The sequence below is a fragment of the Variovorax sp. 770b2 genome, from assembly GCF_900115685.1.
Taxonomy (GTDB): Bacteria; Pseudomonadota; Gammaproteobacteria; order Burkholderiales; family Burkholderiaceae_C; genus Variovorax.
Window position 1 is genome coordinate 210879 of sequence record NZ_FOXJ01000003.1, and the last position, 23257, is coordinate 234135.

Genomic DNA, 23257 nt, shown 5'->3' on the forward strand with positions numbered 1-23257 from the left:
GGATCCAGGGGCGCGAACGCCACCGCAAGATCGCCCTAGACCCCGCAATATCCGCCGGGCCCGGGAACGCCATGGTGACTACGATCGACCGGCGAGGAACAAAGAGAGGTCTTCCACATGGCTTACTCGGTGGTGGTCAATGGCAAACCGATGACCGCGGACGTCGACGCGGACACGCCGGTGCTCTGGGTGCTGCGCGACAGCTTCGGGCTGACGGGAACCAAGTTCGGCTGCGGCATCGCGATGTGCGGCGCCTGCACGGTCCACGTGAACGGCGAGGCGCGGCGATCGTGCGTGACGCCGGTCGCCTCGATCGGGAGCGCGAGGATCGGCACCATCGAGGCGCTGGACCGCTCGGCCGTCGGCAAGGCCCTGCAGCGCGCCTGGCTCGAACTCGAAGTCGTCCAATGCGGCTACTGCCAGTCGGGACAGCTCATGTCCGCCGCGGCCCTGCTGAGTGCGAACCCCGCGCCCAGCGATGGCGACATCGACGCCGTGATGTCGGGAAACATCTGCCGATGCGGCACGTATGGGCGCATCCGCGCGGGCATCAAGCACGCCGCGACGCAGCTGGCGTCCGCGAAGCCGGCCCGCGCCAGGGAGCGCGACCGATGAGCGCCGTACCTGCCGCGCCTGTTGCGCCTGCCGCGCGCGAAGGACTCACCCGCCGCGCCGTCTTCGTGGCTGCTGCCGCGGCCGGCGGCGGCATGCTGATCGGCTTTGCATCGCCCGCACAGGCCGCCACGGCCGGTACGGGCGGTACCGCCGGCACCGCCGCTGCCCCGAACCCGTTCGTGCGCATCGACCGCGCCGGCCAGGTCACGCTGATCCTGCCGTACGTGGAGATGGGCCAGGGCGCCTATACCTCGCAGGTCCAACTGCTGGCCGAGGAGCTGGAAGTCGACCCCGCGCGCGTGAAGTTCGAAGCGGCGCCACCCGACGAGAAGCTCTACGGAAGTCCGCTCTTCGGCGGGCAGATCACGGGCGGATCGGGCTCGCTGCGCGGCTCGTGGATGACGCTGCGTGCCGCCGGCGCGTCCGCCCGCATGATGCTCGTCGAGGCCGCGGCACAGCGCTGGAAGGTCTCGGCCCAGGACTGCGTCGCCGTGCGCGGCGAAGTGATGCATTCCGCCAGCGGACGCCGGATCGGCTACGGTGCTTTGGCCGATGCCGCGGCCCGGCTGCCGGTGCCTGCGTCCCCCGCGCTCAAGCCCGTGGGCAGCCACAAGCTGATCGGCACGTCCTACCGCCGCGTCGACACGCCGGACAAGGTGAAAGGCGCGGCGAAATTCGGCATCGACATGCACATGCCCGGGTTGCGCTACGCGATGGTGGCCGCCTGCCCGGTGTTCAACGGCAAGCTCGCCAGCGTGGACGCCACCGAGGCGATGAAGATCAAGGGCGTGGAGCAGGTCGTGCAGATCGAGGACGCCGTGGCCGTGGTGGGTGCAACCACCTGGGCGGCGCTCAAGGGACTCCGTGCCCTGAAGATCGAGTGGAACGAGGGCGCGAACGCCGGCGTGTCGACGGCCAGCATGGTGGCGCAGTCCGATGCCGCGCTCGACCGTGCGGGGCTGGTCGCCGTCGACACCGGCAGCATCGCCAGCGCCGAAGCGAATGCCGCGAGCAGGTACGAGGCGATCTTCCGCCTGCCGCTGCTTGCGCATGCGGTGCTGGAGCCGATCAATTGCACCGTGCACTTTCGCGGCGGCGACTGCGACGTGTGGTGCGGCAGCCAGATCGTGGGCCGGGCCCACCAGGTGGCCGTCGCGGCCGCGGGGCTGCCGCCCGAGCGCGTGGTGTTCCACAACCAGCTGCTGGGCGGCGGGTTCGGCCGGCGCCTGGAAGTGGACTACGTCACGCAGGCCGTCCTGCTCGCCAAGCAGGTCAAGGGCCCCGTGAAGATCACCTGGAGCCGCGAGGAAGACATGCGGCACGACTACTACCGCTTCCACAACCACAGCCGCGTGAACGTCGCGCTGGATGCCGCCGGCCGACCGACCGGCTGGCGCCATCGCATCGTCGGGCCCAACATCATGGCGCGCTGGCTGCCCGCCTACCAGAAGGACAACATCGACCTGGACATCATCGACGGGGCGAGCGGTCCCTACGACATTCCGAACGTCTTCGTGGACTTCACGCGCAACGAGGCACCAACCGGCATGGGCACGGGGAACTGGCGCGGCGTGGGCCCGACGCGCAATGTCTTCATCGTCGAGAGCGTCATGGACGACCTGGCCCATCGCGCGAAGATCGATCCGGTGGAGTTCCGGCGCCCGCTGCTGCAGAAGTCGACGCGCACGCTGGCTGCCATGAACCTCGCGGTGGCCAAGTCCGGATGGGGCGAAGCGCTGCCCCCGGGAAGGGGGCGCGGCATCGCCGTGTTCGACGGCTTCGGAAGTTTCTTTGCGATGGTGGCCCAGGTGCAGGTCGACAGCGCGGGGCAGCTGCGCTTCGAGCGCATCGTCTGCGCGGCCGACGTGGGCGTGGCGGTGAACCCCGACGTGGTGGTCGCGCAGATCGAAGGCGGCGTGATCTTCGGGCTTTCGTCGGTGCTCTACGGGCGCATCACGGTGGCGAACGGGCGCGTCGAGCAGGGCAACTTCGACACCTATCCGGTGCTGCGGATGCAGGAGGCGCCACCGATCGAGGTGCACCTGATTGCCAGCACCGCCGAGCCCGGCGGCGTGGGGGAGCCCGGCACGGCCGGGGCCATCGCCGCGGTCGCCAATGCGGTCTTCGCGGCCACCGGCCGACGGGCGTTTGCGCTGCCGCTGGATGCGGCCCAGCTGAAAGGGACATCATGAAGCGCCGACCGATGGGCTTGCCGATGCTCCTGGCGGCGCTCGCGCTGCTGGCGCTTCCCGCGTTGCAGGCGGCACCGCCGGCGCCACCGCCTGAAACGCTGAAGGCGCCGGGCGAGTTCGATGCGATCGCCGACCCGGCGGCCCGCTCGGCGGCGATCTTCCTGGAGGCCAGCAAGGTGATCCAGAGCCCGCGCTGCCTGAACTGCCACCCTTCCGCGCGGGTGCCGACGCAGGGAGAGAACCTGCACACCCATGTGCCCTATCTGCAGGCCGGCCAGTCCGGCAAGGGGCTGCCAGGCCTTCGCTGCACCGCCTGCCACCAGGCGGCCAACGTGAGCACGCAGGGCGCGTCCATTGCATCGATACCGGGCCATCCGGCCTGGCACCTCGCGCCCGCATCGATGGCCTGGCAGGGTCGCTCGCTCGCGGAGATCTGCAAGCAGATCAAGGACCCGGCCCTCAACGGCGGCATGAACCTGGAGAAGATCCACAAGCACATGGCGGACGACCCGCTGGTGGGTTGGGCGTGGCATCCAGGCGAAGGCCGAAAGCCGGCGCCCGGAACGCAGAAGGAATTCGGCCGGCTGATCCAGGCCTGGATCGCGACGGGCGCCGCTTGCCCGGGAGGCGCCGAGCGAGTGTCCCGGTAGATCTGATTGCCGGCAGCGGAGCGAGCGCATCCCGCTGTATATCGGCCACGTGCGCCCGGCCGTCTTGACCGTGCATCTGCAGTGCGGGATTCATGTTCCACCGCAGTGGCATCGGCTCGATCTACTCGACGACGATCTTCACCTGGTCGATCACGTCCTTCCAACGCGCTCGTTCTTCTGTCGTGAGTTTCCTCAGCGCGTCGGCACTGTATTCATCGTCCTGCAGCAGTTGGATGCCCTGAGCAGCCAAGCGGCTGCGCAGGGCGGGCTCGTCGATGGCCATCCGGTAGGCGCGGTACATCGCCGCCTGCACGGAGGCAGGCGTGCCCGCCGGAGCGTAGAGGCCGTACCAGGTTACTGCGGTGAAGCCGGGGATGACAGTTTCCGAGACAGTGGGGACGTCCGCGAATTGCGGCAAACGCTTTGCGCCGGTCTGCGCGATGGCTCGCACGCGGCCGCCCAGGACCTGAGTCAGCGCGGTGTTGCTCTGGTCGAACATCGCATCGACCTGACCGGAAAGCACGTCCACCATGGCCGGCGCCGCGCCTTTGTAGGAAACAGACGTCACTTCGATATTCGCGCGTTGAGCAAACAGGGCGCCCACCAGATGGGATGTCGATCCAACGCCTGCGTTGCCGAAGTTGATCGTGCCCGGCTTTGCCCTGGCTCCTGTCACCAGTTGCTGAACGGTCTTGTTGGGCGAGTTGACTGCGACGAGCAAGATCAGCGGTGTATCGGGCAGCCTGAAGACCGGCTCGAAATCCTTGGCCGGATCGTAGGGAAGCTTTTTGTACAGCGACGGCGCCGCAGCCATCTGCCCCACATGCCCGAGCAGGAACGTGTAGCCGTCCTTTGACGCCCGCGCCACTTTGGCCGCACCGATGGTGCCCCCTGCGCCGCCCACGTTGTCGATGATGATGGGTTGACCCAGTTTCTCGGCGACCTTCTCGGCGATGTTCCGGGCAAGAGCGTCGGCGGGGCCACCGGCCGCAAAAGGAACGACCCAGGTGACGGCGCGTTCCGGATACGCGGCTGCCGCCGCTGGTCCGATGGCCGCGAAGGAGAGCAGCAGAAGCGACAGGGAACGCCGTGTCGTCGAATGGGAACGGGTCATGATGTAAATGTCCTGGTTGCAGAGAGCGTTTGAGGTGCGTGCGAATGCGTCGGTATCCGCGCACGCCTGGCGAACGGCCCGGGCCGCATGTGTTTCCGTGCGCATGCTCAGCCCACTGCGCCCGTTGCGCGGAGCTCCTGAATGCGGTCGGCGGTCATTCCGATCGACCTGAGCACGTGATCCGTGTCTTCGCCGACCATCGGCGCACGCCGGGCGATTCCGCCTGGCGTGCGGCTCAACTTGATCGGCACGCCGGCAATGGTGACCCGGTGATCGCTTCCGGGGTGGTCCACTTCCACCAGCATGTCGCGCTTGTGGAAATGCGCGTCCTCGAACACGTCCTCTGCCGTGTAGACCGGTCCGAAAGGAACGACCCCGCCGAGGATGCCCTTGAGTTCGTCCTTGGTTCTTTGGCTGGTGAAGGCCTCCAACGCCCGGATGACGAAATCCGCGTGCTCCACGCGAGCGGCGTTGGTTGCGCATTCCGCGGACTCCGCCAGTTCGGGTCTTCCCATCGCATGGGCCAGCTTGCGCCATAGCGCGTCGGTCGCGCAGGCAATGGAAACCCAGCCGTCCTTCGCAAGGAAAAGCCCGAAGGGACAGAGCAAGGGGTGCCGGTTGCCCTCGGGCTTCGGGCTGGAGCCTTGGTAGGAGTGCTGGTAGACGATGCGTTCGGTCAAAGCCAGGACGCAATCGACCATCGACACGTCGACGAATTGGCCTTGCCCTGTCCTGCGTGCGTGGTGGACCGCAGAAAGGATGCCGATCGCGAGCATGAGCGCAGGCACGGTATCGCCGACCCCCGGCCCGATCTTGGTGGGCGAGTGCTCGTCGGGTCCGGTGATGCCCATGATGCCGCCCATCGCCTGAGCGACCACGTCGTAGGCGGGCCATTGGTAGTACGGACTCTCGCCGCTGCGTCGATCGCCGAAGCCGCGCACGGCGGCATACACCAGAGCAGGGTTGATCTGCGAAAGCTCTTCGTAGGAGAGCCCGAGTCTCTCCATCACGCCACCGCGGAAGTTTTCGACCAGCACGTCCGCCGACGCCACCAATTCCTTCAGCACCTGGCGTCCTTCCGGATTTTTCAGATCCAGTGCGATCGAGCCCTTGTTTCGATTGACGCTCTGGAAATAGCCCCCGAAGGACCGAAGCCGATCGTCCGGCAGGAACGGACCGGTGCGGCGCATCCCCTCCCCCTCAAGCGGCTCCACCTTGACCACTTGCGCTCCTTGGTCGGCGAGCACCTGCGTGCAAAAAGGCCCCGCGAGCATCTGCGTGAGGTCGACGACCCTGATATCCGACAACGCACCTGAACTGAACATTTATTTCTCCATGTGTACGTACAAAGAACCGAGTTCGACATATGATACAAGCACTAAGTACGTACATATGAAGTTTTTTAACCATTGCCCCGAGAGGAAACCCTGACATGTCGAAAAGCAGGATCGGCAACTTCTTCGAGGACTTCGAACCGGGGCAGATGCTCCGGCACGGTGTTCCTCGAACCTTGAGCGAGGGCGACCGCACGCTCTACATTGGTCTGACAGGCAGTCGCTCAGCCCTGAATACCGCGGCAACCACGGCTTCGGCGCTGGGCCTTCGATCGGCGCCGATGGAAGACTTGCTGGTGTTCAACGTCGTCTTCGGCAAGACCGTCCCGGAGCTTTCGCTCAACGCCATCGCCAATCTCGGATATGCCGATGCGCGCTTCCTTCGGCCGGTCCATGCCGGGGACACCCTGGCGGTGACGAGCCAGGTGCTGGGGACCAAGGAGAACTCGAGTGGCAAGAGCGGGGTGGTCTACGTGCGCTCCATCGCGACGAACCAGAGAGATGAAGCGGTCTTGACTTTCGTGCGATGGGTCATGGTGCACAAGCGAGCAGCGGACGGCGCGGCTGCACCGGCACTGCCAGTACCGCCACTGCCCTCGCATGTCGATGCATCACGTCTCATCGTCCCCGCGTTCATCGAGCCGGCATCTGTCACCCGCGTTACCGGATTCGATGATCTTTGGGAAGACTACGCGGCGGGAGAACGGATCGACCACATCGGGTCCATGACGGTCAATGACAGCGATCACAGCATCGCGGCTCGCCTCTATCAGAACACCGCGAAGGCCCATTTCGATGCTCACCTGATGGCGCAGTCGACCGCGGGCCAACGCCTGGTCTACGGTGGCCATGTGATGTCGATCTGCAGGTCGCTGGCGTACGACGGGCTGGAGAATTGTCTGGGCATGCTCGCGATCAACGGGGGCAGTCATGTGGCACCGGTGTTCGCCGGCGACACCCTCAGCTGCGTGACGCAAGTCATGGAGACCTATGCGTTGAGCGGCCAGCTCGGCGCCCTGCGTCTGCGCACGATCGGCGCCAAGAACGTCGGCACTGCCCGCGCTATTGCGCTTCCCGACGCCAACGCCCCGAAATCCCGCTTCCCTGCCGAGGTCGTGCTGGACCTCGACTACACCGTCGTCATCCCCAAGAAGCAACTCCGACTCTGAGGAAAAATCCCATGCAAAAACTTGTACATCCCAAAGACGCGCTGTTCGCCGGCGAGAAGCCATTCCCCGTGCTGGCCGCTTGCGAGCACTTCGCCGGCAGCAAGAAGCTGATCGACAAGGCGCTCGCGCTGCAGAGCGAATACGGCCCGATCTTCGACATCACCGCCGACTGCGAGGATGGAGCGCCAGCGGGGGAAGAGATTGCCCACGCGAACATGGTCGCAGACTCGATTGCCTCGCCGCAGAATGTCTTCAAGCGGATCGGCGCACGCATCCACGACCCCGCACATCGATCGTGGAAAGAGGACGTGGACATCCTGCTGGCGAAGGCCGGCCGCGATATCGCCTACATCACCATTCCCAAGGCAACCTCGTTCGCTCAAGCAGAAACAGCCGCAGCGTACGTGCAGGAAACGGCCCGCCACCTCCAGCTGAGCCGCGCGATTCCGCTTCATGTCCTCGTGGAAACCCACGGCGCCCTGCGCGATGTCGCGCAGATCGCGACCATCCCCAACCTGGAGGTCATCGACTTCGGCCTGATGGACTTCGTGAGCGGGCACAACGGCGCGATCGCGGCTTCCCAGATGCGCAGTCCCGGCCAGTTCGAACACCGGCTGATCGTCCGCGCCAAGGCCGAGGTTGCAGCCGCAGCACTGGCCAACGGTGTCGTGCCTTCGCACAACGTTTGCCTGAACCTGAAGGATGCAGACGTGGTGCGCCAGGACGCAAGCCGCGCGCGCAACGAACTTGGATACCTGCGGATGTGGAGCATCTATCCCGCGCAGATCAAGCCCATCGTTGAAGCCATGCAGCCCGCTTACGAGGAGGTCGCCGATGCGGCCGAGATCCTGCTGGCCGCGCAGACAGCAGACTGGGGGCCGACGCAGTACAAGGGAGAACTGCATGACCGAGCCACCTATCGGTACTTTTGGGTCGTCCTGGAAAAAGCCAAGGCGACAGGCATGGCCTTGCCCCAAGCGGCCATCGATCGGTTCTTCGCCTGAGGCCGCCGCCAGTCCGGACTTGTAGAATGTCCGGACTTAAGTCGGGTTCCAATGCCAAGAGCTGCCAGCACCGCCCCCTCCTCTCTTTATGTCGACCTTGCGAGGCGGCTGACCGAAGAAATCAACGGAAGACGCTATACGGTGGGCAGTCTCCTGCCCACCGAGATCGCCATGGCGCAGCAATACGGTGTCAGCAGACAGACGGTTCGCGCCGCGCTCGACATACTGCAAGACAGGGGCTATGTCTCTCGCAAGAAGTCGGTCGGTACCCGCGTGGAGAGCGTCGATGCCTCTACGCACTACGTGCAGACGGTCGATTCGATCGAGGATCTCGTCCGCGTGGCGGCATCGGAGATTCGCCAGATCGTGACTGTCAGGGAATTCACGCTGGACCGAAGCGGCGCCCGTCAGTTGCAAGCGCCGTTGGGGAGCAAATGGCTGGTGTTCAGTGGATATCGGGTCGACACACGCGATGGCAAACCCCTGGCGGTGGCCAACTTCTACGTGGACATTCGTTTCGCGAAGATCCAGGAAGAGGTCATGCAGCAACCCCAAGTGCTGATCAGTTCGATGATCGAGGGGCGGTGCAACGAGTCGATCACAGACGTCGTGCAAATTGCAGATGCGGTATTGATCGATGCCGCCATGGCTGCGGCGTTGCAGGTACCCAAAGGCTCCGCGGGATTGCGCGTTCTGCGGCACTACAAGAACATCAAGAACGAATTGCTCGAGATCAGTGAGACCGTTTACCCGGCGGAGCGCCGAAGCTTGTTGACGCAACTCCGGCGCACTCGCCGCGGCAGCTAACCAAAAGCTTTTCGCGGCGCCGAAAAAGCGCGATCTTGGACATGGACGGCCGCTGCTTGGCGATCTGAGCGCGCTGTGCGCAGAGGCTTTCGACCAGGTCTATGCCGCCTATCCGCTGCGAAAGCTCAAGGCGGACATCGCGCCCGCCGTGACGATGGGTTTCGATGCGCCACGCATGCGCCACCGTGACGTCTTCGGCGAAGGAAGGCACGTCCTTTGTCGTGCGACTGCCCCTGTCTCTGTAACACGTTGATTGCGGCCATCGGACGCTGAGCCCCGCGCGGGCCGGCGTCCCTTCGCGGGGTGGCAAGGCGCACCCCTGTCTCGCGACACCGGGACGTGCCTGCATGCGGGCGAAGAATGCCGCGCCATGCGCCCGTCGAGATCGGCGCGACGCCCCTCCAGCAGCACGCATCAGGGAATCTACGGATATATGATTCCCCGAATGATCTTGATTGCGTCCAATTTTTGTATACAAATAACGCACTCGATATGTGGCGCGATATTTGCGTCAAAAGCGGGCTTCATCTCAAACACTTTCTGCACGAGGAAAAGACCATGAGCACAGTCGTCAGCCACGCCCCCGCCGGGGCCAGCGAAGCGGGCCTTGCGCCGCACGCGGAATCGAACGCCCTCATCAAGCCCGGCTACGACCCGCGCCTGACCAACGAGGACCTCGCGCCGCTGAAGAAACAGACCTGGGGCCAATACAACATCTTCGCGTTCTGGATGTCCGACGTGCACAGCGTGGGCGGCTACATCACGGCCGGCAGCCTGTTCGCGCTGGGCCTGTCGAGCTGGCAGGTGCTGGTGTCGCTGCTGGTGGGCATCGTGATCGTGCAGTTCTTCTGCAACCTGGTGGCCAAGCCCAGCCAGGTGACGGGCGTGCCCTATCCGGTGGTGTGCCGCGCGCCCTTCGGCGTGCTGGGCGCGAACATCCCGGCCATCATCCGCGGGCTGATCGCGGTGGCCTGGTACGGCGTGCAAACGTACCTCGCGTCGGCCGCCTTCATGGTGCTGGCGCTGCACATGTTCCCCAACCTCGCGCCGTATGCCGACGTGGCCATGCACGGCTTCGTGGGCCTCTCGACGCTGGGCTGGGTCGCGTTCATGGTCATGTGGGTGCTGCAGGCCTTCGTGTTCTGGCACGGCATGGAAGCCATCCGCAAGTTCATCGACTGGGCCGGGCCCGCGGTGTACGTGGTGATGGCCGTGCTGTGCGGCTGGCTGGTGTGGAAAGCCGGCTGGAGCAAGATCGACCTGAACCTGGGCGGCATCAAGTTCCAGGGCTGGGACGCGCTGCCGGTGATGCTCTCGGCCATTGCGCTGGTGGTGAGCTACTTCAGCGGCCCGATGCTCAACTTCGGCGACTTCTCGCGGTACGGCAAGAGCTTCGATGCGGTGAAGAAGGGCAACTTCTGGGGCCTGCCGGTGAACTTCGTGTTCTTCTCGCTCCTGACCGTGATCACCACGGCCGCCACGCTGCCCGTTTTCGGTGAACTCATCACCGATCCGGTGCACACCGTGGGCAAGATCGACAGCACCACCGCCGTCGTGCTGGGCGCGCTGACCTTCATGATCGCCACCATCGGCATCAACATCGTGGCCAACTTCGTGTCGCCGGCCTTCGACTTCTCGAACGTGGCGCCGCAGCACATCAGCTGGCGCACGGGCGGCATGATCGCCGCGGTGGGCTCGATCTTTCTCACGCCCTGGAACCTGTACAACAGCCCCGAGGTCATCCACTACACGCTCGACGTGCTGGGCTCGTTCATCGGCCCGCTGTTCGGCATCCTGATTGCCGACTACTACATCGTGAGGAAGCAACAGATCGACGTGGACGCGCTCTACACCATGAGCAAGCAGGGCAAGTACTGGTACAGCAACGGCTACAACCCGAAGGCGATCCAGGCGCTGGTGCCCTCGGCACTCGTGCCGATCCTTTGCGTGATGGTGCCGGCGCTGCGCGGTGGCGCGAACTATGCGTGGTTCATCGGCATGGGGCTGGGCTTCGTGCTCTACGTGCTCCTGAACCGCAACAACAAGACTTGAAACACTGAAGAGAAAGAAAGGGCCGCGCCGTGCGCATCAAGATCATCAATCCCAACACCACCTGGAGCATGACCGAGAAGATCGGTGCCTGCGCCCGCGCGGTGGCGCACGCCGGCACCGAGATCGTCGCGGTCAGCCCGGCCATGGGACCGGTCTCCATCGAGAGCCACTACGACGAGGCGCTGGCCGTGCCCGGCCTCTTGCAGGAGATCGCCGCGGGCGAGCGCGACGGCATCGACGGCTACGTGATCGCCTGCTTCGGCGACCCGGGCCTGAAGGCCGCACGCGAACTCGCGCGCGGCCCGGTGGTGGGCATCGCCGAGGCGGCGATGCACCTGGCCAGCATGATCGGCAGCCGCTTCAGCGTGGTCACCACGCTGGGCCGCACCATGGGCCAGGCCTGGCACCTGGCCGAGATCTACGGCATGGAGCGCTTCTGCGCCAACGTGCGCGCCTGCGAACTGCCGGTGCTCGAACTCGAAGAGCCGGGCTCGCGCGCGCGCGAACGCATCGTCGACGAATGCCGGCGCGCGCTCGAAGAAGACGGCTCCGACTGCATCGTGCTCGGTTGCGCCGGCATGACCGACCTGTGCGAGCACATCGGCGAGCTGCTGGGCGTGCCGGTGATCGACGGCGTGGCCGCGGGCACCAAGCTCATCGAATCGCTCGTCACGCTGAAACTCAAGACCAGCAAGCGCGGCGAACTGGCCCGCCCCCTGCCCAAGACCATGACGGGCGCGCTCGAAGGCTTCACGCTCCGCGGGTGATACGGGCAGCGCGGGCATGGCCATCGAACGCTGAGCCACAATCTCCGCATGCCCCGCGCCAGTTCCAAATCCCCCGCCCCGACCGAACCCATCGCCACGCCGGCCGAGAACGGTGTAGCCGTTGGCAAGGGAAGCTCCATCGAGCGCATCGCCCAGGACATCGCCACCGCCATCGTCGAGAAGCGCCTGCCGCCCGGCACGTGGCTGCGCGAAGAGGCGCTGGGCCGCGTCTATTCGGTGAGCCGCACCAAGGTGCGCGCGGCGCTCCTGATGCTGTCCAAGGACAAGCTCATCGAGATGATTCCCGACAAGGGCGCCTTCGTCTCGCAGCCCACGGTGCAGGAGGCGCGCGAGGTGTTCGCGGTGCGCCGCATCCTGGAGAGCGAGGTGGTGCGCCTCTTCATCGCGAATGCACGGCCGCGCGATTACCAGGTGCTGGAGCAGCACATCAAGTTCGAGCGCGCGGCGCTGCGCCAGAGCCCGGCCATGGGCACGGTGCGCGAGAAGGTGCTGGGCGACTTCCACGTGGCGCTGGCCGAGGCCACGGGCAACCACACGCTGACGGAGCTGGTGCGCGAGCTGGTGGCGCGCAGCTCGCTGATCGCAATGCTCTATCACTCGTCCAACGACCCGCACTGCTCGTCGGACGAGCACTCCGACTTCCTTCGCATCTGCCGCAAGGGCGACGTGGAAGGTGCCGTGGCCTGCATGACCGAGCACCTGGAGCGCATCGAGGCCAGCCTCGAGCTGGGCACCGACAAGCCCGACCGGCAGCTGGACCTGGTCAAGGCGCTGCTCGCCTAGAGACCTGGAACCGCTGGAACCGGGACAGGAAACAGCCCGACACCATTGCGCGCGGGCGATGCGGGTTTTCCTGCATCCGTATTGCCGCATAAATTGTATACAGTTTCGCGTACACACTTTGTGGACGCCGCGACACGATGCGCCGTCCGCCTTCTCTCCCCTTGCTGCGCCAGGAGATACACGATGACGGCCGAGACCTCTTCCACTGCTTTGACAGTCCACCCGGTGGACCAGCGCCTGCCCTCGGGCAAGCTCGCGGCCCTCGGCCTGCAGCACGTGCTGGTGATGTATGCGGGCGCCGTCGCGGTGCCGCTGATCGTCGGCCGCGCGCTCAAGCTCTCGCCCGACGAAGTCGCGCTGCTCATTTCGGCCGACCTCTTTTGCTGCGGCATCGCCACGCTCATCCAGGCGCTGGGCGCCACGCAGTTCTTCGGCATCAAGCTGCCGGTGATGATGGGCGTGACCTTCGCATCGGTCGCGCCGATGGTGACCATTGCCAATGCCAACCCCGGGCAGAACGGCGCGCAATTGCTCTTCGGCGCCATCATCGGCGCGGGCGTGGTGTCGATACTCATCGCGCCGCTCGTGAGCCGCATGCTGCGGTTCTTTCCGCCGGTGGTCACGGGCACCATCATCGCGGTCATCGGCATCAGCCTGATGCGCGTGGGCATCAACTGGATCTTCGGCAACCCAGTGGGCCCGACGGCGCCCGCGCTGGTCGACCCGGTGTATGCGAAATGGCTCGCCGAAGTCACCTCGCCGGGCAGCTCCATTCCCGCGGTGCCCAAGGGCTTCGCGATCATGCCCACCGTGCCCAACCCCAGGTACGCGGACCTCCCGGGCTTCGGCGTGGCGGCGCTGGTGCTCGTGTCGATCCTTTTGATCGTCAAGTACGCCAAGGGCTTCGTCGCCAACATCTCGGTGCTGCTGGGCATCGTGATCGGCGCGGTCGTGGCCTCCATCACCGGCCTCATGACCTACGAGAAAGTCGGCAAGGCCGCGTGGGTGGACATCGTGCTGCCCTTTCACTTCGGCATGCCGCAGTTCGACCCGATCCTGATCTTGACGATGACGCTGATCATGATCGTGGTGATGATCGAATCGACCGGCATGTTCCTCGCGCTCGGCGAGATGACCGAGCGCAAGATCACGCAGAAGGACCTCGCCCGGGGCTTGCGCACCGACGGCCTGGGCACGCTGATCGGCGGCGTCTTCAACACCTTTCCGTACACCAGCTTCTCGCAGAACGTGGGCCTGGTGGCCGTCACCGGCATCAAGAGCCGCTACGTGTGCGTGGCGGGCGGCGCGATATTGATCGTGCTGGGCCTGCTGCCCAAGATGGCCGCGCTGGTCGAGTCGCTGCCCACCGTGGTGCTCGGCGGCGCGGGCCTCGTGATGTTCGGCATGGTCGCGGCCACCGGCATCCGCATTCTCTCGGGCGTGGACTTCAAGACCAATCGCCACAACGCGATGATCGTCGCGGTGGCCATCGGCGTCGGCATGATTCCGCTGATCGCGCCCAACTTCAAGCAATGGATGCCGCATGCGATCCACTCGCTGATCGAGTCGGGCATCCTGCTGGCATCGATTGTGGCGGTGCTGTTGAACCTGTTCCTCAACGGCGCGAAGCACGACGAACAGGCCGTCATTGCGGCGGCCAAGCAGGCCGAGGCGCACTAGAGATACCAGCGCTTCAGATCATCGCCAGCGGCGTCTTGCGCCGCGGCGGTGGGTGCAGGCGGTCCAGCTCGGCAAGGGTCGCCACATCGAGCTTCAGTTCGGCGGCGGCGAGGTTTTCTTGCAGGTGCGTGCTGCGCACCGCCTTCGGAATCGCGACGACGCCGGGCCGCGCGATCACCGCGGCCAATGCGAGTTGCGCGGCGGTCACGCCGAGGCGCTGCGCCAATTCGCTGAGCCCATCGTCATCGGCCAATGCACCCTGGTCGATCGGGCTGTAGGCCATCAATGGCATGCCGCGTTCGCGCAGCCATGGCAACAGATTGAACTCCGGGCCGCGCTCACCGAGCGACAGATAGACCTGATTCGCTGCGCATCCCGGGCCACCGCCGATCACGCCCTCCAGCTCTTCCATGTCGTCGGTGTCGAAGTTGCTCACGCCCCAGTGCGCGATGCGCCCATCGGCCACGAGCGCATGCATCGCCTCGACCGTCTCGCGCAGCGGATGGCTGCTGCGCCAATGCAGCAGGTACAGGTCGATGGCATCGAGCGCGAGACGCTTCAGGCTGCGCTCGCAAGCCTCGCGCGTGCCGCGGCGGCTCGCGTTGTGCGGGTAGACCTTGCTCACGATGAAGAGCTCGTCGCGCCGCACGTCGCCCGCACGCAGCGCCTCGCCGATGGCCTGGCCGAGCACGGTCTCGGCGCCGCCCTCGCCGTACATCTCGGCCGTGTCGATGAGCCGGTAGCCCAGGCCGATGGCCTCGCGCACCGCGGCGACCTCTGCCGCGCGGCGGCCGGACACCTCGCCCATGCGCCAGGTGCCAAGGCCCAGGACCGGCATCTGGCCGCCGGTGGGGAGTGGGAGTGTTCGCATGCGGGCCATGGTACGAGAGTGAAATGAAATGAAGGCCCACATGCCCGCTACGGCAAGGGGGTGACTTTCGACACTGGCGCAGCGCCCGCCGGGCTCCTAGAGTCCCCGCGGAAGCCTTCACACCATTCCGCATGAACCACGCCGCGCCGGAACCTGTCGCCACCGTTTTCGAGGTGGTCGAACTCTTCGTGGGCGACGACGACGGCATGCTGTGGCTCACGTTGGGCTTCGCCTCGCTGGGCGAGCCGCTGGACGTGCTGCACATCGTGTGCGGAAAGGCACCCACCGGCATCCTGGAGGAAGACGCGCTGTACCTGGAGCGCACCAGCCAGGACCTGGCCTGCAGCGGGGAGGTCCTCGCGCTCGCGGTGCGGGGCGAGGGCCTTGCGCTCGCCCTCACGCCCGAAGGCGCCGGCGCGCTCGATCTGCCCGAACACACGCGCTTCGCCTTCGAGGCGCAGCCCGCGCTCTTCGCGCAGGCGGCGGCGCACCTGGCGCAGATGGCGGCGGTCGGGCACGCCTGCATCGCGACGAACGGCCACCCGAACGACGACTCAAATGGCCGCCCATGAGCAGCAGCCACTACGTCCTCGAATACGACGACACCGGCAAGGCGCACGGCTGCCCGCCGCGCCTGGCGGGCGACCTGAACCACGACTGGCAGTGGGACCCTTCGGACCCGAACCCCGACCGCTTCGCCATTACCGCCGCATACGAGTACCGCGCCAGGCACGGCGTGGTCGACTTCGACTACGGCATGGAGGGCTGGCTGGTCTCGGCGCGCTTCGCGCAGGTGTGCCGCGCGGCCGGCATGGCGGTGCGCTGCATCCCGGTGACGATGCTGCAGTCGGACCGCCAGCCTGCGCGCAAGTCGTATGCGTTCATGCTCACCTCGACCTGGCTGCCGGTGCTCGACATGGAGCGCTCGGAGTTCACGGTGGAGAAAGACCTGGCCAGCGGCGAGCCGGTCTTCGACAGGTACTTTCCGCAGGTGCCTTGCCTGGAGACGATCACCAAGGCCGTGGTGGACGCGCGCCGGATGAAAAACTTCGGCGTCGTGCGCGCGGTGGACGTGCGGGGCATGCTGGTCTGCACGGCGGGGTTCAAGCGGGAGTGCGAGCGGCAGCGGTTGCTGGGTGTTCGCTTCGTTCCTGCGGAGGCGTTCGGGTGCAGGCCGCTCTCGCTTTGAAGCGCGTCACTTCAACGCCGTCGCGATGTCGGCGGCCACCTGGCGCGAATTCATGATGAGGGTGTGGATGGTCGGCAGCAGTTGCACCGGAACCGAGCCGAGCTGAACCTCCTTCACCGAGACGATGCCGTCGTTCGGTTCGTCGCCGAACGGCATCCACCGGCCGCGCGGGCCCTTGGTGCCCGCGTACACGCGCAAGGGGATGTCGGGCACCGGCAAGGCGTCCATGCAGTCGTGCCTTGCGAGCAGCTGGCCCATCTCGCCGGTCAGAGCCCTTCGTGTCGGGAATACCCTCTGCCCCGCCCGAACCCTTCTTGCCTACATTTCTTGCATGCAAGAAAAAGCGATCCTTGCATGCAACCCTCGACAAGACATAAAGACAGGAGACTCCATGCCTCGCTTCGCCAAATCGCTCTTCGGTCAGGTGGTCATCGCGCTGGTGCTCGGCGTGCTCGCCGGCCTCTTCTGGCCCGAGTACGCCGTCAAGCTCAAGCCGCTGGGTGACGGCTTCATCAAGCTGATCAAGATGATCATCCCGGTGCTCGTTTTCTGCGTCGTCGTGCACGGCATCGCGGGCGCGGGCGACCTGAAACGCGTGGGCCGCGTGGGCGTGAAGGCGCTGATCTACTTCGAGGTGCTCACCACCGTCGCGCTGGGCATGGGCCTGGTGCTGGCCTTCGTGTTCCAGCCGGGCGTGGGCATGAACGTGGACCCGGCCAAGCTCGATCCGGCCGCCATGAGCGCCTATGCCTCGAACGCCGACAAGCTCACCAGCGGCGGCACGGTCGAGTTCCTGATGAAGCTCATTCCGACCACGGTGGTCAACGCCTTCGCCACGGGCGACGTGCTGCAGGTGCTGCTGTTCGCGGTGCTGTTCGGCTGCGCGCTCTCGCTCCTGGGCGATCGCGGCAAGCCGGTGGCGGTGGTGGTGGACGCGCTCTCGCTGGTGCTCTTCAAGATCATGGGAATCATCATCAAGCTGGCGCCGCTGGGCGTGCTGGGTGCCATCGCGTTCACGGTGGGGCAGTACGGCATCGGCTCGCTCAAGCAGCTGGGCATGCTGGTCGCGCTCTTCTACGGCGCGGTGCTGATCTTCGTGTTCGTGGTGCTGGGGCTGGTGATGCGCTTCTCGGGCTTCAGCCTCTGGAAGCTGCTGCGGTACCTGCGCGAAGAGCTCACCATCGTGTTCGCCACCACCTCGTCCGACAGCGTGCTGCCGCAGATCATGGCCAAGCTGCGCCGCATGGGCATCCGCGATTCGACGGTGGGGCTGGTGATCCCGACCGGCTATTCGTTCAACCTGGATGCCTTCTCGATCTACATCACGCTGGCCGCGGTGTTCATCGCGCAGGCCACCAACACGCCGATCTCGATGGCCGACCTGCTCACGATCCTGGCGATCGCGCTGGTCACCTCCAAGGGCGCGCACGGCGTGCCGGGCTCGGCCATCGTGGTGCTGGCCGCGACGCTGCACGCGATTCCGGCGATCCCCGCCATCGGCCTGGTGCTGGTGCTGTCGGTCGATTGGTTCATGGGCATCGCCCGCGCACTGGGCAACCTGATCGGCAACTGCGTGGCCACGGTGGCGATCGCGGCCTGGGAAGGCGACATCGACCGCGAGCGCGCGCACGCGGTGCTCGACGGCACCTATTCGCCGGACGACGAGCCGCTGGCGGAGGCACCCGCAGTGCCCGTGGTAAACACCGGCACCGCAGCTTCCACCGCCCACTGAAAACAATGGCCACCGACGTCAGCCCCACCGCCATCGCCGAGCGCGTCGTCGAGGCCATCCTCGCGCAGAAGCTCGCGCCGGGCGAGCGGCTGGGCGAGCAGGCCCTGGCCGAGAACTTCGCGGTGAGCCGCACGATGGTGCGGGAAGCCCTCATGCAGTTGCAGGCGCGCGGCTTCGTCGAGGTGCAGTCGCGCCGCGGCTGGTACGTGGTGGAGCCTTCGGCCGAGGAAGCGCGCGATGCCTTCTCGGCGCGCCGCATCGTCGAGGCGGGCATCCTGGCCGCGAGCGAAGGCCGGCCGCTGGGCCAGGTGATCCGCAAGCTGCGCGACCACATCGCCGACGAGCAGCGCGCCATCGAAGGCGCCGATGCCGCCACGCGCGCCTTCCTGCTGGCTGACTTCCATGTCTGTCTGGCCGAGCAGATGGGGCACCAGTTGCTGGTCGACGTGCTGCGCGACCTCACGGCGCGCACCACGCTGGCGGCCACGCTCTACCAGTCGAAGCACGAGGCGGGGCAATCGTGCGCGGAGCACGGCGCCATCGTCGCGGCACTGGAAGAAGGCGACACCGACAAGGCGCGCCGCCTGATGCTGGAGCACATCGGCAACGTCGAGCGCGCGCTCGAGGTGGAAGCCGCCGCCGAGCCCGATGCGCCGAGCCGCCTGCGCGCCACGCTGGCGCCGGTCGCGCTGCCGCGCAGCAAACGCTGAAGCCGTCCGTGCATTAGTGCCGCGGCGCGCTATCGATGAAATAGCACGCCGCGACGGTCTGGCAAGGGCTGCGGGCGAATTCGTTCCGCCCCAGCGCTGCGCCGCACAAGGGCGTGCCCGCTGACAGGATCGCGCCACCCCGCTCGGCTACAGTCCGAGACACCTATGAATTCACCCCAACTCCAGCGCGGCGTGTTCCTCGCCCTGCTCGCCATCGTCACCGCCGCCTTCGTCTGGGTGCTGCTGCCGTTCTTCGGCGCGGTGCTGTGGGGCGTGGCGCTGGCGATCCTGTTCACGCCGCTCTACAAGTGGCTGCTCAAGAAGATGCGCGGCAAGCCCAATGCCGCCGCGCTCTCGACGCTGGCCATCTGCCTGTTCATCGTGATCCTGCCGCTGGCGATGGTGGGCGTGTCGCTGGTGCAGGAAATCGCGCTGGTCACGCAGAACATCCGCTCGGGGCAGATCAACTTCGCGGCCTACTTCCAGCAGATCCTGGATGCTTCGCCGCAATGGCTGCTGAACCTGGTGGAGCGCTTCAACCTCGGCGACATGGCGGCCTGGCAGGCCCGCATCTCGGCGGCCGCCGGGCAGGCGAGCCAGATCATCGCGAGCCAGGCCCTGGCCATCGGCCAGAACACCTTCGATTTCATCGTCAGCTTCTTCGTGATGCTGTACCTCCTCTACTTCCTGGTGCGCGACGGCGCGACGCTCTCCAAGACCATGCGCGACGCCGTGCCGCTGGCCAAGCCGCACACGCACTACCTGCTGAACAAGTTCACCACCGTGATCCGCGCCACCGTGAAGGGCAACGTGGCCGTGGCCATCGCGCAGGGCACCATCGGCGGGCTGGCCTTCTGGTTCCTCGGCGTGCAGGGCGCGCTGCTGTGGGCGGTGCTGATGGCCTTCCTCTCGCTCCTGCCCGCGGTGGGCGCGGCGCTCATCTGGGGGCCGGTGGCGATCTACTTCCTGGCCACGGGACACTTCTGGCAGGGCGGCGTGCTGATCTTCGTGGGCGTGTTCGTGATCGGCCTGGTCGACAACATCCTGCGCCCCGTGCTGGTGGGCAAGGACACGCAGATGCCCGACTACATCGTGCTCATGTCCACCATCGGCGGCATGGCGATCTTCGGCATCAACGGCTTCGTGATCGGACCGGTGATCGCGGCGCTGTTCATGGCGGCGTGGAGCCTGTTCGCCGACTCGGGCCACGTGGGCAACGGCCACCAGACCATCGAGCCGCCGCAGACGCCCGAAGCCGCCGACCCGGCCGCGCTGCCCGAGAACCGCAAGAAGGGCTGAACCCCGGGCGGACGCCGGCACTTCCCGCGCCGGTCGCGCCGGTCGCGCGCACTTGCCGCACTTGGCGCACGCATTTGCGCATTTCGTCGCATGCCGCTGGGCACCGCCCGGCGCCTGCGGGATCGTCGGGGCCTCTTCACTGCAACGAGGCCTTGCCATGCGTCTTCCCGCTCTCCCCTCCCGCCCGGCCGTGCGCGCGATGTGCGCCGCCGCCCTCCTCGCGCCGCTGGGCGCGCTGGCCGCCGACCTGAGCCTGAGCGTGGCCGACGGCCCCGCCGCCGACGCCACGCTGTACGTCGCGCTGTTCGACAGCACCGCCGGCTTCGCGGGCACCGCGGTGGCCTCGCAGATGGTGCCGATGCGCGCCGGCGCGGCGCGGCTCGTGTTCCCCGGCCTGGCGCCGGGGCGCTATGCCGTGCGCGTGTTCGCGGACGAGAACGGCAACGGCAAGCTGGACACCAACCTCGTGGGCATGCCGACCGAACGCTACGGCTTCTCCAACGACGCCAAGGGCAACCGCGGCGCGCCCGAGTTCGACGCCGCCGCGATCGGCGTGGACGCCGACCTGCAGGCCGTCATCCACCTGCGCTGAGGCCGCCATGCAAAGACGCGAACTCATGCGCCTGCTGGCCTCGGCCGGTGCGCTTCCCCTTCTTGCACCCCTTGCTCGCGCGGCCGCCGGCAAGGACGACTGGCAGACCGATTTCGAGGCCGCCGGCACGCGCTGGAAGACCGGCTTCGCCACGCCGCCGGACGACCTGCCGCTCACCCGCGCCACGGTGCGCGGGCGCTTTCCCGACGCCGTCGCCGGCACGCTGTTTCGCATCGGCCCGGCGGGCCACGACCTGGGCGGCGAACGCTATCACCACTGGTTCGATGGCGATGGCATGGTGCATCGCTTCGTGATCGACGGGGCCGACGTTCGCCACCAGGGCCGCTATGTCGCCACGCCCAAGCGCGTGGCCGAGGTGCGCGCCGGACGTCACCTGATGGAAGCCTTCGGCACCATGCCGCCGGGCGTGGAGCCGCCGGCTTCAGCCGACAGCATCAACGTCGCCAACACCAGCGTGCTGCCGTTGCAGGGCGAGGTGCTGGCGCTGTGGGAGGGCGGCTCGGCCACGCGCATCGACGCGCGCACGCTGGACACGCTGGGCGTGAAGACCTGGCGCCCCGACCTCGCGGGCATGCCCTTCTCTGCCCACCCCAGGGTGGACCCGGACGGCACCGTCTGGAACTTCGGCGTCGCCAGCGGCCAGAGCCTGCTGGCGCTGTACGAGATCGGCGCCGACGGGGCCCTCCGCCGTGCGGCCGCGGTGCCGGTGCCCGAGCTGCCGATGGTCCACGACTTCGCGGTGACCGCGCGGCACCTGGTGTTCCTGATGCCGCCGCTGGTCTACGACACGAAGCGCAAGGAAGCCGGTGCGAGCTTTCTCGATGCCCATGTCTGGCGGCCCGAACTGGGCATGCGCGCGCTGGTCGTGGACAAGCAAGACTGGGAGCGGCGGCAGGTGCTCGAACTGCCGGCCGGCTTCCTGTTCCACGTGGGCAACGCGTGGGAGGAAGACACGCCGCGCGGCACGCTGATCCACATCGACTACGTGCGCTCGGAAAACGCCGATGCGGTGTTCACGACCAACCGCGAAGTGATGCGCGGGCGCCTCGTGAAGCGCGCCGCGCCGCGCCTGACGGCCGCCACGCTGAACCTGGGCACCGGCAAGGCCGTGCAGACCGAACTGGCGCTGGACGCCGAGTTCCCGCGCATCGATCCGCGCCGCGTCGGGCTGCGCCATCGCCACGTCGTTCACGCGACGCAGACACGGCCCGACCTGCCGGGCTTCGGCGCGGTCGCGCGCACCGACATCGAGACCGGCCGCAGCCAGCGCTTCGGCTACGGGCCGCAAGCGGTGGTGGAAGAGCACGTCTTCGTACCCGATGGCTCGCGCCCGGGCTGGGTGCTCGGCACGGTGCTCGACTTCGGGCGGCAGAAGACGGTGCTCTCGTGCTTCGCGGCCGATCACCTGGCCGCCGGGCCGGTGGCACAGGCCACGCTGCCGTATGCGCTGCCGTTGGGCCTGCACGGAGCGTTCGTGAAGGCCTGAAGAAATCGAACCGTTCACGCCGAGCTTGTCGAGGCGCCGCGCGAGGCTTCGACAAGCTCAGCCCGAACGGATGCCGATGAACCGCTGGTGCGTATCAGGCCGACCACCAGCCTTCGTCGAACCGCCCCTGCAGGAACGCCACGAAGCCCGACACCTTGCCCGGCACCAGCTTGGGCGACGGGAACACGGCGTGGATCTCCTGCTCGGGCAGCGCGTGGTCGCCCAGCACCGCGACCACCTTGCCCGCGGCCATCGACTCGCTCGCCACGTAGCGCGGCATGAGCGCGATGCCCAGCCCGTCGCGCGCCGCCGCGAGCACGGCCGAGAGGTTGTTCGAGCGAAAGCGCCCCGAGACCGGCACCGTCACCGGCTCGCCCTTGGGCGTGTGCATGCGCCAGAACTCGTCGCCCACCACGCTGCTGTAGATGAGCGCCACGTGCGCGCCCAGGTCCTGCGCGCGCTTGGGTGTTCCGTGCTTCTTCAGGTAGGCGGGCGCCGCGACCATGACCCACGGATTCGCGCCCAGGTAGCGCGCGCCCAGCGACGAATCGGCCAGCTTGCCCATGCGGATCGCCACGTCGATGCCCTGCGCGATGAGGTCGACGTAGCGGTCTTCGAAGCTCAAATCGAGCTGCACCTGCGGATGCCGGCGCATGTACTCGAGCGCCAGCGGCACCACCACGCGCCGACCGAACGCCACCGAGGTGCCCACGCGCAGGAGGCCCTGCGCCTGGTTCTGCCGCAACTGCACGATGCTGTCGGCCTCCTCGGCATCGCGCACGATGGTCTTGCACTTCTCGTAGTAGAGCGCGCCCGGTTCGGTGAGGCTCACGCCGCGCGTGTTGCGGTTGAGCAGCCGCACCTTAAGCCGCGTTTCCGTCGCCGCGATCTGCTTGGTCACGGTGGGTTGCGTGGTGTTGAATTCGCGCGCCGCCTTCGAGAAGCTGCCGGTCTCCACGACCCGCACGAACATTTCCATTGCCAACAGTCTGTCCATGAGTACTCCTTGCCCCCACGCTCATCACTGCATGTATCGCTGCCCCCCAAGGGGACGCGGTCGCCTTGGGGCGGCCCGGCGGCGACCATGGTAGCCACTTATTCCAACGCGGAATAGGTTTTATGGTCCCCAGCCGTCTTCTTCGAATGCCCCCCGCTTCCTAAAGTGGACG

The 23257-nt window shown here is 66.8% G+C and carries 22 protein-coding genes; 17 read left to right on the plus strand and 5 right to left on the minus strand.

Annotated elements, in window-relative coordinates:
• Positions 1-117 precede the first annotated feature (117 nt).
• Genes BM133_RS20220 through BM133_RS20230 form a run of 3 tightly spaced genes read left to right on the plus strand, consistent with a single transcriptional unit; the run spans position 118 to position 3457 of the window.
• Complete coding sequence (locus BM133_RS20220) at positions 118-615, plus strand: (2Fe-2S)-binding protein (RefSeq protein WP_093437588.1); 498 nt, start codon at positions 118-120, stop codon at positions 613-615.
• Entirely contained in the window at positions 612-2807 is a 2196-nt protein-coding gene (locus BM133_RS20225; protein WP_093437591.1) for a xanthine dehydrogenase family protein molybdopterin-binding subunit, read from the plus strand. The genes BM133_RS20220 and BM133_RS20225 overlap by 4 nt, the downstream gene beginning before the upstream one ends.
• A complete protein-coding gene (locus BM133_RS20230; RefSeq protein WP_218158392.1) occupies positions 2804-3457 on the plus strand; it encodes an Isoquinoline 1-oxidoreductase subunit in 654 nt (217 codons plus the stop codon). Before BM133_RS20225 ends, BM133_RS20230 begins: the two co-directional genes overlap by 4 nt.
• A 121-nt stretch (positions 3458-3578) precedes the next feature.
• Here the strand turns inward: BM133_RS20230 and BM133_RS20235 are convergent, their stop codons facing one another.
• Positions 3579-4571 carry a tripartite tricarboxylate transporter substrate-binding protein gene (locus tag BM133_RS20235; protein WP_093438233.1) on the minus strand — a complete coding sequence of 331 codons (993 nt, stop codon included), beginning with the start codon at positions 4569-4571 and terminating at the stop codon, positions 3579-3581.
• A 107-nt stretch (positions 4572-4678) separates the two neighbouring features.
• Positions 4679-5896, minus strand: coding sequence for a CaiB/BaiF CoA transferase family protein (locus BM133_RS20240; RefSeq protein WP_093437596.1), 1218 nt, complete (start codon positions 5894-5896; stop codon positions 4679-4681).
• Between the two features lie 107 nt (positions 5897-6003).
• Here BM133_RS20240 and BM133_RS20245 point away from each other — a divergent pair, with 107 nt between their 5' ends.
• From BM133_RS20245 to BM133_RS20275, 7 genes are all read left to right on the plus strand, one after another.
• On the plus strand, positions 6004-7074 hold the full coding sequence (locus tag BM133_RS20245) for a MaoC family dehydratase (RefSeq protein WP_093437598.1): 1071 nt from the start codon (positions 6004-6006) through the stop codon (positions 7072-7074).
• Between the two features lie 11 nt (positions 7075-7085).
• The gene (locus tag BM133_RS20250) at positions 7086-8078 is read left to right on the plus strand and encodes an HpcH/HpaI aldolase/citrate lyase family protein (protein ID WP_093437601.1); all 993 of its coding nucleotides are present in this window, start codon (positions 7086-7088) and stop codon (positions 8076-8078) included.
• 51 nt (positions 8079-8129) lie between these two features.
• A complete protein-coding gene (locus BM133_RS20255; protein ID WP_093437603.1) occupies positions 8130-8885 on the plus strand; it encodes a GntR family transcriptional regulator in 756 nt (251 codons plus the stop codon).
• A gap of 558 nt (positions 8886-9443) precedes the next feature.
• Positions 9444-10937 carry an NCS1 family nucleobase:cation symporter-1 gene (locus BM133_RS20260; protein ID WP_093437606.1) on the plus strand — a complete coding sequence of 498 codons (1494 nt, stop codon included), beginning with the start codon at positions 9444-9446 and terminating at the stop codon, positions 10935-10937.
• A 29-nt stretch (positions 10938-10966) separates the two neighbouring features.
• A complete protein-coding gene (locus tag BM133_RS20265) occupies positions 10967-11704 on the plus strand; it encodes an aspartate/glutamate racemase family protein (protein ID WP_042578040.1) in 738 nt (245 codons plus the stop codon).
• A gap of 48 nt (positions 11705-11752) precedes the next feature.
• Positions 11753-12508, plus strand: a complete 756-nt coding sequence (locus tag BM133_RS20270; protein ID WP_093437608.1) for a GntR family transcriptional regulator — start codon at positions 11753-11755, stop codon at positions 12506-12508.
• Between the two features lie 183 nt (positions 12509-12691).
• Positions 12692-14188, plus strand: a complete 1497-nt coding sequence (locus tag BM133_RS20275) for a nucleobase:cation symporter-2 family protein (RefSeq protein ID WP_093437611.1) — start codon at positions 12692-12694, stop codon at positions 14186-14188.
• Between the two features lie 13 nt (positions 14189-14201).
• Here the strand turns inward: BM133_RS20275 and BM133_RS20280 are convergent, their stop codons facing one another.
• The gene (locus BM133_RS20280; protein ID WP_093438236.1) at positions 14202-15059 is read right to left on the minus strand and encodes an aldo/keto reductase; all 858 of its coding nucleotides are present in this window, start codon (positions 15057-15059) and stop codon (positions 14202-14204) included.
• Between the two features lie 131 nt (positions 15060-15190).
• On the opposite strand from BM133_RS20280, the gene BM133_RS20285 reads away from it, so the two are divergent.
• Positions 15191-15631 carry a hypothetical protein gene (locus BM133_RS20285; protein ID WP_093437613.1) on the plus strand — a complete coding sequence of 147 codons (441 nt, stop codon included), beginning with the start codon at positions 15191-15193 and terminating at the stop codon, positions 15629-15631.
• On the plus strand, positions 15628-16248 hold the full coding sequence (locus BM133_RS20290) for a hypothetical protein (RefSeq protein WP_093437615.1): 621 nt from the start codon (positions 15628-15630) through the stop codon (positions 16246-16248). Before BM133_RS20285 ends, BM133_RS20290 begins: the two co-directional genes overlap by 4 nt.
• 6 nt (positions 16249-16254) lie before the next feature.
• Here BM133_RS20290 and BM133_RS20295 read toward each other — a convergent pair whose 3' ends face one another.
• Positions 16255-16476 carry a hypothetical protein gene (locus BM133_RS20295; RefSeq protein ID WP_256219283.1) on the minus strand — a complete coding sequence of 74 codons (222 nt, stop codon included), beginning with the start codon at positions 16474-16476 and terminating at the stop codon, positions 16255-16257.
• A 163-nt stretch (positions 16477-16639) separates the two neighbouring features.
• Between BM133_RS20295 and BM133_RS20300 the strand changes: the two genes are divergently transcribed.
• The 5 genes from BM133_RS20300 (at position 16640) to BM133_RS20320 (ending at position 22088) form a co-directional block, all read left to right on the plus strand.
• A complete protein-coding gene (locus tag BM133_RS20300) occupies positions 16640-17980 on the plus strand; it encodes a C4-dicarboxylate transporter DctA (protein ID WP_093437617.1) in 1341 nt (446 codons plus the stop codon).
• 5 nt (positions 17981-17985) lie between these two features.
• Positions 17986-18690 carry a GntR family transcriptional regulator gene (locus BM133_RS20305; RefSeq protein WP_093437620.1) on the plus strand — a complete coding sequence of 235 codons (705 nt, stop codon included), beginning with the start codon at positions 17986-17988 and terminating at the stop codon, positions 18688-18690.
• Between the two features lie 165 nt (positions 18691-18855).
• Positions 18856-19989 (plus strand): AI-2E family transporter, encoded by a 1134-nt coding sequence (locus BM133_RS20310; RefSeq protein WP_093437623.1) that lies wholly within the window; start codon positions 18856-18858, stop codon positions 19987-19989.
• A 157-nt stretch (positions 19990-20146) separates the two neighbouring features.
• Positions 20147-20581, plus strand: a complete 435-nt coding sequence (locus tag BM133_RS20315) for a DUF2141 domain-containing protein (RefSeq protein WP_093437625.1) — start codon at positions 20147-20149, stop codon at positions 20579-20581.
• A gap of 7 nt (positions 20582-20588) precedes the next feature.
• The gene (locus BM133_RS20320) at positions 20589-22088 is read left to right on the plus strand and encodes a carotenoid oxygenase family protein (protein WP_093437628.1); all 1500 of its coding nucleotides are present in this window, start codon (positions 20589-20591) and stop codon (positions 22086-22088) included.
• Positions 22089-22182: 94 nt separating this feature from the next.
• Here BM133_RS20320 and BM133_RS20325 read toward each other — a convergent pair whose 3' ends face one another.
• The gene (locus BM133_RS20325) at positions 22183-23085 is read right to left on the minus strand and encodes a LysR family transcriptional regulator (RefSeq protein WP_093437630.1); all 903 of its coding nucleotides are present in this window, start codon (positions 23083-23085) and stop codon (positions 22183-22185) included.
• Positions 23086-23257 lie beyond the last annotated feature (172 nt).

What these genes read in the sequence shown, in the direction of transcription:
- BM133_RS20220 (WP_093437588.1), top strand. Translation starts at nt 118, where the DNA reads ATGGCTTACTCGGTGGTGGTCAATGGCAAACCGATGACCGCGGACGTC.
- BM133_RS20225 (WP_093437591.1), top strand. Translation starts at nt 612, where the DNA reads ATGAGCGCCGTACCTGCCGCGCCTGTTGCGCCTGCCGCGCGCGAAGGA.
- BM133_RS20230 (WP_218158392.1), top strand. Translation starts at nt 2,804, where the DNA reads ATGAAGCGCCGACCGATGGGCTTGCCGATGCTCCTGGCGGCGCTCGCG.
- BM133_RS20235 (WP_093438233.1), bottom strand. Translation starts at nt 4,571, where the DNA reads ATGACCCGTTCCCATTCGACGACACGGCGTTCCCTGTCGCTTCTGCTG.
- BM133_RS20240 (WP_093437596.1), bottom strand. Translation starts at nt 5,896, where the DNA reads ATGTTCAGTTCAGGTGCGTTGTCGGATATCAGGGTCGTCGACCTCACG.
- BM133_RS20245 (WP_093437598.1), top strand. Translation starts at nt 6,004, where the DNA reads ATGTCGAAAAGCAGGATCGGCAACTTCTTCGAGGACTTCGAACCGGGG.
- BM133_RS20250 (WP_093437601.1), top strand. Translation starts at nt 7,086, where the DNA reads ATGCAAAAACTTGTACATCCCAAAGACGCGCTGTTCGCCGGCGAGAAG.
- BM133_RS20255 (WP_093437603.1), top strand. Translation starts at nt 8,130, where the DNA reads ATGCCAAGAGCTGCCAGCACCGCCCCCTCCTCTCTTTATGTCGACCTT.
- BM133_RS20260 (WP_093437606.1), top strand. Translation starts at nt 9,444, where the DNA reads ATGAGCACAGTCGTCAGCCACGCCCCCGCCGGGGCCAGCGAAGCGGGC.
- BM133_RS20270 (WP_093437608.1), top strand. Translation starts at nt 11,753, where the DNA reads ATGCCCCGCGCCAGTTCCAAATCCCCCGCCCCGACCGAACCCATCGCC.
- BM133_RS20275 (WP_093437611.1), top strand. Translation starts at nt 12,692, where the DNA reads ATGACGGCCGAGACCTCTTCCACTGCTTTGACAGTCCACCCGGTGGAC.
- BM133_RS20280 (WP_093438236.1), bottom strand. Translation starts at nt 15,059, where the DNA reads ATGCGAACACTCCCACTCCCCACCGGCGGCCAGATGCCGGTCCTGGGC.
- BM133_RS20285 (WP_093437613.1), top strand. Translation starts at nt 15,191, where the DNA reads ATGAACCACGCCGCGCCGGAACCTGTCGCCACCGTTTTCGAGGTGGTC.
- BM133_RS20290 (WP_093437615.1), top strand. Translation starts at nt 15,628, where the DNA reads ATGAGCAGCAGCCACTACGTCCTCGAATACGACGACACCGGCAAGGCG.
- BM133_RS20295 (WP_256219283.1), bottom strand. Translation starts at nt 16,476, where the DNA reads ATGGACGCCTTGCCGGTGCCCGACATCCCCTTGCGCGTGTACGCGGGC.
- BM133_RS20300 (WP_093437617.1), top strand. Translation starts at nt 16,640, where the DNA reads ATGCCTCGCTTCGCCAAATCGCTCTTCGGTCAGGTGGTCATCGCGCTG.
- BM133_RS20305 (WP_093437620.1), top strand. Translation starts at nt 17,986, where the DNA reads ATGGCCACCGACGTCAGCCCCACCGCCATCGCCGAGCGCGTCGTCGAG.
- BM133_RS20310 (WP_093437623.1), top strand. Translation starts at nt 18,856, where the DNA reads ATGAATTCACCCCAACTCCAGCGCGGCGTGTTCCTCGCCCTGCTCGCC.
- BM133_RS20315 (WP_093437625.1), top strand. Translation starts at nt 20,147, where the DNA reads ATGCGTCTTCCCGCTCTCCCCTCCCGCCCGGCCGTGCGCGCGATGTGC.
- BM133_RS20320 (WP_093437628.1), top strand. Translation starts at nt 20,589, where the DNA reads ATGCAAAGACGCGAACTCATGCGCCTGCTGGCCTCGGCCGGTGCGCTT.
- BM133_RS20325 (WP_093437630.1), bottom strand. Translation starts at nt 23,085, where the DNA reads ATGGACAGACTGTTGGCAATGGAAATGTTCGTGCGGGTCGTGGAGACC.